Origin of the sequence: Chitinophaga sancti, assembly GCF_034424315.1 — a bacterium.
GTDB classification, from domain to species: Bacteria; Bacteroidota; Bacteroidia; order Chitinophagales; family Chitinophagaceae; genus Chitinophaga; species Chitinophaga sancti.
This window is the reverse complement of record NZ_CP139972.1, coordinates 156,649-173,021: the sequence shown is the minus strand read 5'-3', so window position 1 is coordinate 173,021 and position 16,373 is coordinate 156,649. Positions and strand designations below refer to the sequence as shown.

General features: G+C 46.2%; 12 protein-coding genes. 1 reads left to right on the top strand and 11 read right to left on the bottom strand.

From position 1 onward, the window contains the following. Nucleotides 1–4: 4 nt before the first annotated feature. From yiaK to U0033_RS00570, 8 genes are all read right to left on the bottom strand, one after another. Nucleotides 5–976: a 3-dehydro-L-gulonate 2-dehydrogenase gene (yiaK, locus tag U0033_RS00605; protein WP_072357281.1), complete on the bottom strand. Its 972-nt coding sequence runs from the start codon at nucleotides 974–976 to the stop codon at nucleotides 5–7. A gap of 231 nt (nucleotides 977–1,207) precedes the next feature. After that, entirely contained in the window at nucleotides 1,208–2,428 is a 1,221-nt protein-coding gene (locus U0033_RS00600; protein ID WP_072357280.1) for an ABC transporter permease, read from the bottom strand. Between the two features lie 96 nt (nucleotides 2,429–2,524). Continuing rightward, nucleotides 2,525–3,274 carry an ABC transporter ATP-binding protein gene (locus U0033_RS00595; protein ID WP_072357279.1) on the bottom strand — a complete coding sequence of 250 codons (750 nt, stop codon included), beginning with the start codon at nucleotides 3,272–3,274 and terminating at the stop codon, nucleotides 2,525–2,527. Between the two features lie 83 nt (nucleotides 3,275–3,357). Next, nucleotides 3,358–4,608: an efflux RND transporter periplasmic adaptor subunit gene (locus U0033_RS00590; RefSeq protein ID WP_072357278.1), complete on the bottom strand. Its 1,251-nt coding sequence runs from the start codon at nucleotides 4,606–4,608 to the stop codon at nucleotides 3,358–3,360. A 143-nt stretch (nucleotides 4,609–4,751) separates the two neighbouring features. Beyond that, nucleotides 4,752–6,074, bottom strand: coding sequence for a TolC family protein (locus tag U0033_RS00585; RefSeq protein WP_072357277.1), 1,323 nt, complete (start codon nucleotides 6,072–6,074; stop codon nucleotides 4,752–4,754). Between the two features lie 137 nt (nucleotides 6,075–6,211). After that, entirely contained in the window at nucleotides 6,212–8,167 is a 1,956-nt protein-coding gene (locus U0033_RS00580; RefSeq protein WP_072357276.1) for an alpha-L-arabinofuranosidase C-terminal domain-containing protein, read from the bottom strand. Nucleotides 8,168–8,395: 228 nt separating this feature from the next. Beyond that, nucleotides 8,396–9,850 (bottom strand): RagB/SusD family nutrient uptake outer membrane protein, encoded by a 1,455-nt coding sequence (locus U0033_RS00575; protein ID WP_072357275.1) that lies wholly within the window; start codon nucleotides 9,848–9,850, stop codon nucleotides 8,396–8,398. A 21-nt stretch (nucleotides 9,851–9,871) separates the two neighbouring features. Then, a complete protein-coding gene (locus U0033_RS00570; RefSeq protein ID WP_177318537.1) occupies nucleotides 9,872–12,889 on the bottom strand; it encodes a SusC/RagA family TonB-linked outer membrane protein in 3,018 nt (1,005 codons plus the stop codon). A 546-nt stretch (nucleotides 12,890–13,435) separates the two neighbouring features. Between U0033_RS00570 and U0033_RS00565 the strand changes: the two genes are divergently transcribed. Next, the gene (locus U0033_RS00565; RefSeq protein WP_072357273.1) at nucleotides 13,436–14,203 is read left to right on the top strand and encodes a hypothetical protein; all 768 of its coding nucleotides are present in this window, start codon (nucleotides 13,436–13,438) and stop codon (nucleotides 14,201–14,203) included. Nucleotides 14,204–14,561: 358 nt separating this feature from the next. Here U0033_RS00565 and U0033_RS00560 read toward each other — a convergent pair whose 3' ends face one another. From U0033_RS00560 to U0033_RS00550, 3 genes are all read right to left on the bottom strand, one after another. Further along, the gene (locus U0033_RS00560) at nucleotides 14,562–15,077 is read right to left on the bottom strand and encodes a hypothetical protein (protein WP_072357272.1); all 516 of its coding nucleotides are present in this window, start codon (nucleotides 15,075–15,077) and stop codon (nucleotides 14,562–14,564) included. Between the two features lie 194 nt (nucleotides 15,078–15,271). Beyond that, nucleotides 15,272–15,769, bottom strand: a complete 498-nt coding sequence (locus tag U0033_RS00555) for a hypothetical protein (RefSeq protein ID WP_072357271.1) — start codon at nucleotides 15,767–15,769, stop codon at nucleotides 15,272–15,274. A 164-nt stretch (nucleotides 15,770–15,933) separates the two neighbouring features. Next, on the bottom strand, nucleotides 15,934–16,299 hold the full coding sequence (locus U0033_RS00550; RefSeq protein ID WP_072357270.1) for a hypothetical protein: 366 nt from the start codon (nucleotides 16,297–16,299) through the stop codon (nucleotides 15,934–15,936). Between the last annotated feature and the right edge of the window lie 74 nt (nucleotides 16,300–16,373).

Here is a 16,373-nt window from a genome sequence, read left to right as displayed (position 1 = left end):
ACCCTTAAATCCCCTTCACCTTTTCCCACATCTCCTCATTCACCAACACCCCTTCCCGCAAATTATCCAACCTTGTTCTAAACGTATTCTCCCCCGGAAAACTAATCTCTCCCGGACTTTCTGATTTCGTATATTCCAAAATCCCGGTTATCAAACTTTCATGCAGATCCGGTTTATGGATCGCGATAAAACACTGTGACACACCAAACTCTTTTCCACTTGCTGTGATCTGCTCCACTGAACGTCCGCCTGTCAATGCAGTCAGCAACACATCCAGCATAAGTGCCAGACCGGAACCTTTCCATAAACCAATCGGCAAAGCTCTTTTGGTCTTCCTTATTTCAGCTGGGTCGCGGGTCAGTTCACCATTGCTATCATAGCCTCCTTCAAATGGCAGTTGCTGTTGCTTCAGTTCAAATTCCTGCATCTTGCCATACGAATACTGAGACATCGCCATATCCAGTACAATTGGATGTTCAGTCCGGGGCACTGCAATGACCAGGGGATTATTACCTAGACGGGGCATTGTACCTCCCCATGGCGGCATACTGCCCATTGCATTGGTGAAACAAATACCGATACAGCCTGATTGCGCTGCCTGCCAGCCGTAGGTACCACCACGCATCCAGTGATTGGTATTGCGGATCCCGACGATGCCAACGCCATATTGTTTAGCTAGTTCTATCGCACGGTCCATGCAAACAGTAGCGTTGAACATGCCTGCGCCATTGTAGCCTTCCCAGGTTTCAATGAGGCCATGTTTTTCTACCATTTCAGGCGTGGCGTTGGGGTCTACCAGGCCATCCTTTATTAACTGAGCAAATACGGGGAAACGGTTTAGTCCGTGGTAGTATACACCATCACGGCTATTATCGGCAAAGATACCTGCAACAATATCAGCTTTTGCAGTGTCAAACCCGAGGTTTATTAATTTCTCTTCGAAAACATCCTTAAGTTCTTCGTATTTAACCCGCATTGTGTAATTATTTTTAAAGATAAAATTCAAAAAATACGCCGGTAAAGGTAAGATGAGCCGCAAACAGGTGTAACACTGAAGAAGCGTACGGGAAAGGTGGACTTAATGTGGACCTGAGATACATCCTTATGCTAAAAATCTCTATTATTCCTCCTGAAAGTACAAAATCTACTCCTAAAAAGCTCCAAAAGTTCAGGACTTAGGGGGCCTTTTTATAAAGGCATCTATTCTCTACTCATACCGCAAGGCCTCAATAGGGTCCAATCTTGACGCCTTCTGTGCCGGGTAATAACCAAAGAACACACCTGTCGCCGCACACACCAAAAAAGACAACACAATCGAAGACTCTGACACCAGGGTAGGCCAGGACAAAAACATTGTTATCAGCTTCGCCGATGATATGCCTAGTATTACCCCAATAATCCCGCCGGTAATACTAATCATAATTGCTTCTATCAAAAACTGCATCAATATATCTATCCCTCTTGCCCCAATTGACATACGCAATCCGATTTCCCTGGTACGCTCCGTGACAGATACATACATGATATTCATAATCCCGATCCCTCCAATCACCAATGAAATTCCTGCGATCGCAGTTAATAATATCGTCAGCAGGTTACTGGTAGAGCTCAATGCACTGATCAGTTCCGCCATTGTACGTACCTGGAAATCGTCTTCATCAGCATTCCGTAAACGATGCTGCTTACGAAGAATGCTGGTGATCTCGTTCGTGGCGGCATCCGAAGCACTTTCACTTACAGCAGAGGCATAGATGGTACGAAAATAAATGGACGCTAATATTCTTTTTTGCACCGTTGTATATGGCGCAATAATCGCATCATCCTGGTCCTGGCCGAAGGAGCTTTGCCCTTTCGCTTCCAGCACGCCTATTACCTGGAACGGGATATTGTTAAAGCGGATGATTTTCCCGATTGGGTTATCACCATTGGGAAATAAATTAGAGACTACCGTCTGGCCAAGCAGGCAAACCTTAGCAGATGCCCGAACATCTTCATCGCTAAAAGGAATGCCATCTTTCAATGACCATTTGCGAATATCCAGGTAAGAAGGGCTCACGCCGTAAATAGTCGTGGGCCAGTTAAGTGCGCCATTGATAGCCTGCCCGTTACTGTTTGCAGCTGGTGAAACAGCGCTTACGTTTTCTGCCTGTTTGCGGATAGCCTTTACATCGCCAATCGTAAGGGTATTGACAGAGGTGCCTCCCAGCCTGGCGCCACCGGTTACATTGCTGCTTGGCAAAATAGTGATCATGTTTGATCCCATACTTGATAACTGGGATTGAATGCTCTCCTTACTCCCCTGCCCAATAGCCACCATAGCTATCACTGCCGCCACGCCGATGATGATACCCAGCATGGTCAGAAAAGCGCGCAGCTTATTGCGAAGCAGGGCTTTGAAAGCAATCCTTATGAGGTTTATTACATTCATACGCTTAATATCATCTGGAACCGGCAAGGAAATAATTGTTACCGGGAATAGTACTGCGCTTCGAAGGCTACTATAGCGTTAAAATCGAACCATTACCTAATAATCATCCGACACCGGCAAGGTTGCCAATGCCTCCTTTGCCGACCGCACATTTTCATTCCTCGTATCCTTCACCACCTTCCCATCCCGCAACATCACCGTCCGGCTACTAAATGCTGCTATATCCGGTTCATGGGTCACAAATACAATCGTCTTACCCTGCTCTCTATTCAACTCCTGCATCAGCGCCATGATCTCGTAAGACGTTCGCGTATCCAGGTTCCCCGTCGCCTCATCCGCCAATATCATCACCGGTTCATTGACCAAGGCCCGCGCTATTGCCACACGTTGTTGTTGCCCGCCAGACAACTGACTGGGGGTATGATCCATACGCTCTGCCAGTTTCACTGCCTCCAGCGCACGCATTGCTTTCTTCCGCCGCTCTTCATGGCTGATTTCCATATTATAAAGCAAGGGCAATTCTACATTTTCCAGGGCAGAAGTACGCGGTAACAGGCTATATGCCTGAAACACAAAACCAATTTTACGATTTCGTAACCTAGCCAGGTCATTCCTGGCAAGCTGCCCTATGTTTACCCCGTCTAAGAGATAGTTCCCTTCAGTAGGTTTGTCCAGGCAACCCAGGATATTTAGCAAGGTCGTTTTACCAGAACCACTGCTCCCCATGATCGTCAAAAATTCCCCTGCGAATACGTCGAAGGTTACGCCTTTCAGCGCACGTACAATCTCCGTACCCATGCGGAATTCTCTTTTGATCTGTTGTATTTCTAATATCTTTTTGTCCATTGATTTTTTCTTACTGAAATGAACTATCGGACAAGGTCAAAACCTTCGTAAAATAAGATGAAAATTCATCGTACATAAAAGGCCTACCTTCTCCTGCGCTGTGGCATAAACGGACTACCACCAGATCCCGCTGTCTTCGTTCCTTTACTGTCCAGCTCCTGCGTCATGGCCGTAATCACATCATCTTCTTCCGTCAATCCAGATACCACTTCTGCCCGCGTATTATCATTCAATCCAATCACCACCTTCTTCTGCAACAGCGTATCTCCCTGCTTCACCCACACAAAATTTACCGTCACCTTCGATGTATCTGCATGTTGCTTTCTTACCGTATCCTGCTCACCTCCCGTCACCGGCCTGGATGATTTATGTTTCTCTGTTGCCGGAGGTGCAATACTCACGATGGTAAACTTTTGAGCCATCACTGAATCTGGTTTAAACATAAGCGCCTTTGCCGGTATCAGCAATGCATGATATTTTTCTGCCGTATATATCGTTACCGTTGCCGTCATACCAGGCTTCAGTTTCATCTTCTCATTGGGGGCACTGATAATGGTTGTATAAGTTACTACATTGGATGATACTGTAGGTTTCAAACGGATCTCCTCTACCCTTCCGGAAAACTCGTCTTCCAGGTACGCATCCACCGTAAAAGATACACGCTGACTATCTTTTACATTTCCAATATCTGCTTCATCCACGTTAGCCTGCACCTGCATCTTTGTAATATCTTTTGCAAGAATAAATAAGGTCGGCGTGCTGAAACTTGCGGCCACTGTTTGCCCCACACTTACGGAACGACTTAAAACGACTCCATCTATCGGTGAATAAATTTCTGTAAAGAACAAATTCCTTTGCGCGGTAGCCAGTGATGCACGGGCACTTTCCACACTTGCTTTGGCTGCCTGGTACAGGTAGGTTGCATTATCATAATCCGCCTTACTCACTGCGCCTACATCGTACAATTGTTTCTCTCTTTTAAACTGCGCCTCCTGGTAAATTAACTGACTCTGGGCACTCGCCAGAGTTCCCCTATTCCGGTCTACCTCTGCCTGCAACAATACCTTGTCCAGTTCTGCAATTAACTGCCCTTTCTTTACCGTCGAGTTAAAATCTGCATAAATGTATTTCAGTGTACCGGATACCTGTGTACCTACCGCTACCGTATCCACCGGCTGTAAATATCCTGTCGCAGTGACACTCGTATAAATATGACCATATTGGGGTTTCTCTGTTTCTACTACCACTGGTTTTTCTTTTTTCCTGAAAAAGAAAAAACATACAGCTAATACGGCCACTATGATCACTATAATTATAAGGACCTTTTTATTCATCCTATGTCAGTTTATACAAATTTTATAATGAAACAGGGCTTATCCTGCAAACAAAAATTCAACAACATAACAGGCAAACTCCAGCATCTACCCAGCAAACAGACAACCCAAACATACACTCCTTCCCGAAAAACGACACATCCCTACAACCTCACCGGCACACCCCTGTAAAAATCATAAATCCTTATATACAATGCCGCGCTATACTTTGCCTGGATATAACGCTGCAAGGCCTGGATATACAAATTCTTCTGCACCAGCACCTCTGTCGTATTCGTCGCCCCGATCTTCAATTGCTCATTCGCAATCCTGTAACTCTCCTGTGTATACCTTAGTTGTTCCACCGCCGCATCATATTGCGACTGCGCATTCAATACATTGATATATGCCTGTTCCACTTCATAAGACAAAGTCGTTCGGGTATTCTGTAACGTAAGTTCCGCCTGGCTCACGTCCAGCTTCGCCACTGCCTCATTCACCTTATTCGCCCGCCTGCTGAATATTGGTACCGAAAGTGTAACACCTATCTGCTGATAAAAGTTATTATCCATCTGCTTCATAAAAGCATACGGACTATTATCCGTATAACTCGTTCCAATCCCCGCACCCGCACTCAGTGAAGGCAAATACCCCGCCCTGGCTTTCAATACCCCTATTTTCGCTGATTCCACGCTTAGCTCACTACTCTTCACCTCAGGCCTCTTATCCAGGGCCGTTTGCCTGGCCTCCGACAGGGAAGTCAATATAGGATTAGACATCAGTGTATCCGGCTCCAGTACTGCAAACCCTGTATCCGGTGGCAATTGCAATATTTGCTTTAAGGTCAGCACATTCTGACGATGCGTATTCTGTGCGGCTACCAACGTATACTTATCATTCGCCAGCTGCGCCTGCAGTTGGATCAGGTCTTTTAAGGCCACTGAACCCGCATCATAAAACTGCTGTTCCTGTTTTACCTGTGCCTCAGAAGTCGCCACCACATCCGTAACATACACAATGTTCTCCTTTGCCAGCAGGATGTTCAGGTAAGCCTGGGTAATACTCAGCGTAATATCATTCTCCGAAGCTGCGAGATCCAAACCCGCTACCTGTACCAGCAATTCCTTTTGCCTGATATCATTTCTGAGATAGCCACCATTATATAATGTTACAGCAGCACTGGCGGAGGTGTTTCCCGAAGCAGTTGCCCGGGATCTGAGGTTGCCATTTGCATCGGTGACCTTTGAATGTGTCAACGAAGGAGCCAGGGAAGCACTTACGCCCGGCAATACTGCTGACCGGGATAACAAGAGATCCTGTTCAGATATACTGCGGTTCAGGCGTAAACTATTCAGGGTAATGTTATGCGTCTTCGCATAATCCAGGCAGGTCTGAAGACTCCACACTCGAAGTGGAGCTGAGTCCTGAGCCAGCGCAGGAACATACTTACAAACAAAGAAACAGAAGATTATGAGTTTGTTGAACATATGGGAACATTTCAAGACAGATACTCATCTGTAACTAATTTAACTAAAAAACGTGCCATGGTGTTCACTTAAAAAACGCAAAAAGCCCATTTTTCTACCACCGGCAGAAAAATGGGCTGAATGGGAACAGTATTATATTACTTGTATGGTATAACGAAAACGTTCACAGAAGAGGGCTGCAGTGTCACACTAGCGCCACCCTTTGATACAATCAGTTTCTGCTGCCGGGGCGCTACCTGGGTAGGCGCGTCCAGGGTATTGATAGCCAGTTTATCAGCAGCTGTCAGTACCTGCTGCACCGCATCCTTCCCTGCAACACCACCTTTCACCTGGATCTTGTAAGGTTTTGCCACACCGGCTGCATTTACCACCTTCAGCAACAACTCGTGCTTCGCCGCATCAATCGTCGCACTGGCATAAATGCTGTCCCGGCCAGTCAATACCTTGCCGTTTTCCAGCACAGGCACTGTATTGGTACCTTTATAATTAGCGAATAGTTTCTGTACATAATAATTGGGCGTACCCACGGAACGCAGGTTATCGAACCAGATCAGGTCCGGGCGCCATTGCCATGCCTCTACATGTGCCAGCAGCGGCGCATAGGAAGCCATATTCACCACGTCCGCATTTCTCTCCAGCCCCGTCATGAAAGCTGCTTCCGCCAGGGCACTACCCCAGGTATTGCGACTTTCAGGCTGATCCTGCTCCTTATCCCTGATATGGGCGGCATACTCGCCTGCGAAGATATGAGGCGCTTTACGGTCATAATTATCATAACGGGCAGCATTCTGCAGGAACCAGTCAGGCGCCATATAATAATGTTCGTCTACCAGGTCAGCTTTTGACCCCTTTAACTGTGACCAACCATAATGGAAACGTTCATCATCAGGAGAGGGTCCTACGCTGGATACCAGTTTGATCTCAGGATGCTTCGTTTTCAGGGCCGTCTCCCACATTTTATAGCGCACAATGTATTGGCTATCCCATTGCTCATTTCCCACACCAATCATCTTCAGATTGAAAGGTTTAGGATGCCCCATGTCTGCCCTCAATTTTCCCCACTTTGTATCCGTACCCGCGTTGGCAAATTCGATCAGGTCCAGCGCATCCTGGATATAATTATTGACATCTTCGTCAGCTGCGACCTCACCAGTATTGAACTGACAGGCCATACCACAGTTCAGAATAGGCAGGGGCTCCGCACCAATGTCCTCAGCCAGCTGGAAGTATTCGTAAAAACCAAGGCCATAGCTCTGGTAATAATCACCCGGCGCACGGTACGGGAATTCTGTATTCCAGCGGTTCACGATCAGGGTACGGTCTTCCACCGGCCCTACTGTCTTTTTCCACTGGTAGCGGTTCACCAGGTCCTTCCCTTCCACGATACAGCCACCGGGGAAACGTACAAAACCTGGATGCAGGTCAGCCAGGAGCTGAACGAGGTCGGAACGCAGGCCACCAGGGCGCTGTTTCCAGGTAGCAGCCGGGAATAGTGACAGCATATCTGCATCCAGGGTACCATTGCCTTCAAAGAAGACCTGCAGGCCGCCTTTGGACACTGTTTCGCTGGCAGTAATGCTTGCCGTGTAAGACTTCCAGTCTTTGCCCGGGGTACCTACGGTAGCTGCACCGATAGCCGTGCCCTTGTCGTCAACAAGCACAACTTTCACCGCCACGCCACCTGTCGCATTCCCCGCAAGCAGCGAGAAATTATAGGTCTCCCCTTTTTTAAAGCCCATACCCCGGAAGCCCTCATTATAAAGGCCGAAATTGCCCGCAGCAGTAATGTGTGCATAGCGTGGATTAGCCGCATTTTCAGGGGCACGGTTCACAATCAGGATCTTGCCGGCATTGGCCTCCTTCATCACTTTCCATCCCTGCAAAGGCTGGGCAAATTCAAAGGAGCGGTTCTTCACCAGTTCAGCATAAATGCCGCCGTCCGCCGAGAAATTAATGTCTTCGAAAAAGATACCCCACATGGTGGGTTGAACCGTGTGTTGAGGTGTGTTCACGGTGACGGTAAGCGTCTGAGCCACGGAAATTGTTCCGGACAATAATAGCGCTGTAAGACAGCGATGAAGTTTGTATCGCATAACCAGGAATTATTCAGAAGCTCAATATAGGCTTAAAAAAGTAAACTTTGTGTGTAAATATGACAATTATTTATTTACCCCCATTCCAAATACAAAGTCAATGGTTTATTATTATTCAAAATCAAACCTACAGGCAAACCCGATCGCTATATTTTTACATCCGGAAAAGCACACTGAGCCGGATGTGCTTGGACAAAAAAAAGGGGCTGTGATCACAGCCCCTTTTCGCTAATTTAAATAATTTGAATTTTGTATCAACACCCCGTTACTCTTATCGATCTCAGATTGTGGTAATGGGAAGTAGTAATGCTTAGGTCTTTGAAAGTTCCTTGCCGCCTGGATCACCGCACCTGATGAAGTCAGCTTTGGCTTGTTGTAAATAGTCGTAATATCGATGATACCCGCCTTATCCCAACGCATTAAGTCCTGATGACGTTCATTCTCACCACACAGTTCTACTCTTCTTTCATGCATCAATGCAGTCATACCTGCACCGGATACTCCTGTCAGCCCCACTCTTGTACGGATCGCATTGATCTCTGCATCTCCGGCACCGGCACCGGTCTGACGAATCTTCGCCTCTGCCACACACAAATAAATGTCAGATGTACGCATCAACGGATACTTAAAGGAATAGTTCAAACCGCCTGTACCGATCCATGCACAGAACTTATTGTAGTGATAGCCGGTAGAAGACAAAGACGCTGTATAGGTAGCTGTGCCTGTACCGATATTAATGACGTCGCCAGGTTTCATGATACACACGTCCTTGCGCGGATCACCATTTTCAAATTCATTCACTAAGTCTTGTACAGGTTCGAAGAAATCCCATCCACCCCATGCACGCGGAGCGTGATAAGTGATGAAGTCGGAATAGCCCCATCCATCCAGTGTTTGCACATTGAATAACATCTCGCTGTTATTGCTCGTAGCAGGTGTGAAGTTCATTTTGTAAGTGGCCTGCAATGCATAATTTGAATTAGTAATCACACTATCACCATACAAAATAGTATTTGCAAAATTATTTTCATAGAGATACAATTTCGCCAGCAGGCCCCATGCAGCGCCCTTGCTTATACGACCCGCCTGTGATGCATCGTAACTCTCAGGCAGTAGTATTGCCGCTGCTTTCAGGTCTGCTTCGATCTGTGCATGCACTTCGTCGATCGTAGATTTTGCTTTATTGTAAGTGCCGTTCTTAATATCCTCTTCCATAATCATAGGTACTTCGCCGTAGATCAGTGCCAGTCGCCAGTAAGCGTAAGCGCGGAAAAAGTGTGCCTCACCCAGGCAACGGTTTTTAACGTCTTCACTGATTTTAGTGATAGCAGGAATGTACAGCAGTGCACTATTTGACCTGTTCAGCATTTCATACTTCCACCTCCAGGGTGCTTTCACAGCAGAGTTGGAAGCATCGTACGTAAAGGCTTCCAGGTCCGCCAGCTCAGGGTGATCCCCTGCGCGGTACTGGTCGTCAGAACAGTTGTCGTATACAAATTCACCAAAACCGGTGAAGTCTTCTTCCAGTAAAATATTATAGATCCCGGTGATGCCATCCACCGCGTCAGATTCATTGCGCCAGTAGTTGGCCGTAGTATAGCTACCTTTTTTATCTACATCCAGTTCCTTATTACAGGCAAAGAACGCAGGTACACACAGCAGCAGGTATTTCATTCGTTTCATTGCTTAATTCGTTTTGCTTGTTTAGAAATTCATACTTGCACCAAAAGTAAATACACGGGCCTGTGGGTAAGTCGCCACATCCACACCACGCATCAGGTTACCATCTGATGCATAACCCAATTCAGGGTTCAGCCCTTTGTATTTGGTGATCATGAATACATTCTGACCGGTAGCATATACCCTGATATCAGAGATCCCGGATTTACCCCATACACGGGAAGGAATCGTATAACCAAACGTTACATTTCTCAGGGAGAAATAATTGCCACTTTCTACAAAACGGTCTGATGTACGGGCATTCTGATTGGCATCTTCGAGAGACATACGCGGCATGCTGTTGCCGGTACCTTCGCCATGCCAGCGCCCCATTGCTTCAGCATACATGTTGTAAGAATAGGTAGGATCCAGGCCCTGCATCCTGTCTGCATTATAGAGCTTCAGACCGGTTACACCTGCAAAAGTTGCACTCAGGTCAAACCCTTTATAGTCAACACCCGCCTGGATACCGTAGGTCATGCGTGGATTGGGATTACCCAAATTGGTACGATCGCTTTCAGTGATCTTACCATCGCCATCGGTGTCTACAAAGCGCACATCACCGGGTTTAATATCAGCCCTGTTATTATCTTTTGCTACGTTTGGATCGTTGTCGATCGCTGCCTGGTTCTGGTAAATACCATTCGTTTTCCAGCCATAGAAGGACGCGATAGGCTGCCCTTCGTAAGTACGGGAAATCTCCTGGTTCTGGCGGCCATAACGCGTAGAACTGATATAAGTACCGGAGTAAAGTCTTGTTACACGGTTCCTGATGAAAGAAGCATTCACCCCTACGTGGTAATGTACATCCTTCTTACCACCCTGGTAAGCGAGTTCAATTTCCCATCCCTTGTTACTCATCTGACCGATGTTCTGATCAGGAATTGTACTTGTACCATGTACATCCAGTTCAGGATAAGGCACCAGCATATCGCGGGTCTTTTTATTGAACCAGGTCACAGTAGCATTCAACGCGTCTTTAAAGAATCCCATTTCAGCACTGATGTTAGTCATCTCTGCTTTTTCCCAGGTGATGGAAGGATTAGCAAGAGAGCTGTTCCAGATCCCGGTGTAAGGATTTCCACCGAAAGAATATTTACGGTCTTTGGTTACGATCGCGAGGTATTGATAATCTTTCACGTTCTGGTTACCCAGCTGGCCCCAGCCGCCGGTCAGTTTCAGGTTGCTCATGAAACCAACATTATCTTTAAAGAAGGTCTCGTCGCTCACGCGCCATCCCAGTGAGAAGGCAGGGAAATAGCCCCAGCGGTTACCAGCAGGAAATTTGCTGGAACCATCTGCACGGAAAGTACCGGTGAAGAGGTATTTACCTTTATAACCATAGAATGCGCGAACAAATCCGGATACGATAGCTGTTTCCGCATTGTAGTTACCGGACGCATTGTATACTGTAGTACCGTTATCGAGTACACGCTGATCTGCTGCTTCGTCAGTATAACCCCAGCGCTCTGCACGGAAAAAGTCACCATGCGTTTTCTGCGCAGAGTAACCACCGGTCAGGGTCACCTGGTGTACGTTGTTGAAAGTCTTGTTGTAGGTGAGGAAGGCTTCGCCCAATGCGGCACCTTTATTTTCGTTCCGCTGCCACAGGTCAGCATTTGCGCTTACGCGGGTCTGATCGAGAATAGCAGGCGTAAAACTGTATTGCTGGTAGATCTCACCATCATAGCCACCATTCACACGCAGGGAAAGACCATCCAGGATCTGTACGTCTGCATATACACTGGCGAGTACGCGGTAGTTCTTACTATAGGCATCGATATTTTCCACCGTGAACACGGGGTTATTGATGTCACCCAGTTCATTGCTGGCTTTGGCCGTACCCCAGCTGCCATCTTCGTTTTTCACGGGAATTGCCGGGTTGAAACGCAGGGCACTAAAGATCAGACCTGTCTGTGATGAATAGGTATCAAAGCCCCTGGAATTGCGGTAAGTGAGCTGCAGGTTCTCTCCTACTTTCACACGGCTACCCAGTTTGTGTTCTGAATTGATGCGGAAGCTATAACGTTTGAAGAATGAATTCTGAATCAATCCTTTTTCATCATAGTAACCGGCACTGAACAGGTAATTAGAAGCAGCGCTGCCACCACGCAGGTTTACGTCTGCATTGGTGGTGGAACCGGTACCAATGAGCGCTTTTTGCCAGTCGGTACGTTGCACTGCGTAGTAAGGATCCTGCCAGAGCGCATTGATCGCTACACCATCATTTGTATAACGTTCCTGTTTCAGCTGCACGAGTTCAGGTGCAGTGAGCAATGGAATGTACCGGCGTGCATTGGAAGTACCTTTGTAAACGTTCACAGTTGCATGGGTTTTCTCACCATAGCCACCTTTTTTAGTTGTGATGATCACCACTCCATTTGCTGCACGGGTACCGTAGATAGCGGAGCTGGAAGCGTCTTTCAGAATTTCCATACTTGCGATGTCGTTCGGGTTTACATCGCTCATACCGGTAGCAGGCACACCATCTATAATAACAAGTGGATCTGCATTGTTGATGGTACCTGTACCACGGATACGAATATTCGGTTCTGAACCCGGGGAACCATCGGAACGCACAATGTCCACACCGGGTACCTTACCCTGAATGGCCTGTGCCGCATCGCTGACGGGCAGGTTTTTAATATCGGATCCTTTGATGGATGAGATAGTACCTGTTACGTCGCGACGGTTTTGTGTACCATAACCTACTACGACTACTTCACCCAGTCCTTTGGAAGTGGATTGCAGTGATACAGAAAAGGTGGTCTGGGAACCGATAGCAAGTGTTTGCTGGGTATAACCCATGAAAGAGAAGGTCAGACTTTTTGCTGATTCAGGAACCTGCAAAGAAAAGTGACCTTTGGCATCGGTGATGGTTCCAGTGGTGGTACCTGGCACCGTAATGTTTACGCCCGGAAGGCCGCTGCTATCACCTGCATCTTTGACCATCCCGGAGATGGTGCGCTGTGCGAGGGCTGCTGTGGCAAGCAGACATGACATAAAAAGGAGGAAGCATAGCTTACCCAATGGTTTGTACCTCATAGCAAAGTAAGTAGTTGGATTTTGGAAAAACGTAAATTTTATTCTTTTCAAGGAAGCATACACACTGTTCGCTGGCATTACATTCAAGTGATGTACATTATTAATAGGAACACTTTTATTACGATGTCACATTCACAGATATGGAAGTAAAAGTAGACTTTCTTAACAAGAAATTATGATATTAATTTAACGAGTTCAGAATTTTTTACTTAAACGGCGATGCTTCATTTTTAAGCTACTATTCTCAGTATGAAATCGTGTACCCGGTGATGTTACTTCCTATCTACAGTATTATGAGATTTGCGACTTACTATTTCCAGTAAAGTTTAATGGAGATTTAAAAACTACTTAAATAAGAACCGCAATCAATCGCCTGCTTATCAATATCTTATACAATTGTTTATTGTCTTTAACATTTTCTTAGAGGATTCTTGCACCGTTTTGGTTATATCCTAAGCAACCATCATTTATTGATTTCTATTAACCAATTAAAATTGAAAAACCATGAAGAAGCAATTAATCCGTTTCGGCCTTATGGCAGGTTTTGGCGCTTTTGTTCTGGCCAATGTGAATGCAAAGAATGTTATGTCTAACAGCGGTAACGCAGCCGACAGCATTATGTCAGCAGACACTGCGCGCTTGTTCAAAGCAGATACTGCAAATTTCAAGGCGGACACTGCGAACTTCAGCACTGACACAGCCAGCTTTGTAAGAGACACGGCGATGGCGTATGACACAGCAAATTTGTTTAAAGCAGACACTGCGAACTTCTTCAAAGCGGATACCGCTATGATGAGTGACACTGCCAGTTTGTTTAAGGCAGATACTGCTGCAGGCATCCGCGACACCGCTTCTTTCTTCAAGGCTGATACTGCGCTGATGAAAGACACTGCATTCAGCTTCAAGGCCGATACTGCAAATGTCAAAGCTGACACAGCCAACTTCAAGGCAGATACTGCCAACCTTTTCAAAGCTGACACAGCCAACTTCCGCGACACAGCGGCTTTTGCAAAAAGAGATACAGCTTTTAGCAAAGACACTGCGGTTGCAGCAATGATGAAAGACACTGCAAGTTTCAAAATGAAAGGTGACACTGCAAGTGCAAAGGCAGATACTGCCGCTTTCGCTCACAAACTGGATACAGCCATGTCTGTAAAAGACACCGCTGCGTTTAAAAATGCAGGTGATACTACAGCTGCCAAAGCCGATACTACAGGCAAACAAGTTGCTGATACTACTGCCAAAAAACACAAGAAACATCCTAAACAGTAGCAGTACAGTGAACATGCCGGTATAATTAAATGACCGGAAAGATTTTCTTATTCAAAACGGAAACCTTGGGAGCCTCCTGATAATTTCAGGGGGCTTCTTTCTTTGGGAGTTTTTGAAATGACCGGGCATCAGAAGATTTTGAAAGACTCCCCATTTGAGAGGTTTTGAAATGACCCGCCACAGCAGGGATAAGAGGCTACAGTTTTCTTTTTAACATTCAATTCCTCTCCGGATAATAAAGTACCAATAAAACATTCATGAAAATAGAAACTCCCCAACGGGCATAAAAACCATTCTTTAATAAAAAAGCCCCCGGAATTTTCATCCGGAGGCCAATCATATAAATAAATAACTAAGACTAAAAATTATACCCGGCCTTCAGACCAAAGAAACCCATATGGTCTCCGTCTTTAAACCACGCCTCATATTTCGCCTCCACATCCAGTCCAAGAAAACGAATACCAATACCAGGCGCAAACAGTGTAGCTGTTCCACTACCATCACCTACATAGGTAGCAGTACCACCTTCCGCTTTCACGTACAGTAAAGGGAAAGGGAACTTATACTTCACCCCTACTCTCACAGGAAATGCCTGCAGCGTAGGAAGCTTATTTGTTACACCATTAACATCAAAAGATTTTCCGGAAAAACGCATGTAACCAGCAGAACCAGTTACACCCAAACCAGCAATCAGTTTGATGTCTGCATTCAGACCGCCACCCCAGCCAGCGTTGTAAATGTCTTTGTAGTCACCGGTAGGAACGCCTGTTTCTACATAGGGGCCAATGCTGAATCTCTTTAACTGTGCCTGAGACTGGAAGCCAATCACACAGAAAAGAGCCAGTAATAATGAAATTTGAATGGTTTTAGTCATACGGATATTTTAAAATTCTCACAAATGTAAGTAATTCATATTAAATGTAACTGCGAATAATAAATGGGTTCATTTTAAATGCATTAGCATGCATTCCGCCTGGTTCAGATGGTTTTCAAACAATAGTAATCCGACAAATCCGCTCCTCCTGAATGATCAGGGAAACCCTGTTTTTTCCTTAATAGCCCCAAAACCTAAAACGACAAAGCCGCCTTCACCCCAATCGCCCCATTCGCATCCTCCTTCACCCAGGTCTCATACTTTACCTCCACATCCAGCGACTTCAAATGCACCCCCAAACCCGGCGTTACAATCGCCTTCGTACCCTGCCCGCTATAATGCCCAATCGTAGTTGCAGCTCCCCCCTCTATCTTTACATACATCGCAGGTACCGGCAACTTATACTCCACGCCCAAACGCACAGGTATCACCTGGTAATCTGCACCAGGTAAATCTTTCTGGGTCGCATTCCCTTTAAAACACACATACCCTGCCGATGCCGTAAAGCTCCACCCCGTCAGCAACTGCACCTTGGCCCCCACGCCCGCGCCTATACCGACTTTACTTGCCGCAGGCAGTTTCCCCTGGTTAATCAGGGTTTCCACATAAGGGCCATAAGTCAGTTTCTTAGACTGCGCGAGCGTGGTTACCGCCATCAAAAACAGGACAGCAAATGCATAAATAATCTTCATGGTCCGAAGTTTATGTATAGGATTGGGCTACGGATGAAATACCGGGAAATAATAACAACCACAAGCTCACTGCTTGCGCATAATAGGGGTTAAACGGCATAGCCGTTCAAAGGTTACTCCTTAAACAAAAATTTAACAATTTCGCAAGGGCATAAAAAAAGCCGCTACTGCGGCAATACCTTATAAACTGAATCCCTCGGTGGTATACTATCTCTCTTTACATCCGCCGGCAAATGATTCGTTGCCGATGGCAACACACGCCCACCGACCGCCTCGTTTTGCTCTCCCGCAGGCAATCCCATCTTCCTCATATCCTTTCGCTCCTTATTACTGAATAAATACTGCGGATGCTTCTCCCGCCGCATCCCATCCTCAAAACTATATTCAGCCCCCAACCTTGGTGGCTCATAATTCCCACTCCGACTCGAAGCACAGCCAATGCCTAAAAACACAAAACCTGCCAACATCATAATAGGTATTAGGATATTGGCAGGCTGTTTAAATTTCTTCCAGGTAGATCTTCTAAGCATGATCCTGGGTTTACTGTCCGGTTATGAAACGCAATTTGTCCGTTGTTATTATAGAATAGCAAATTAAAGGCCAA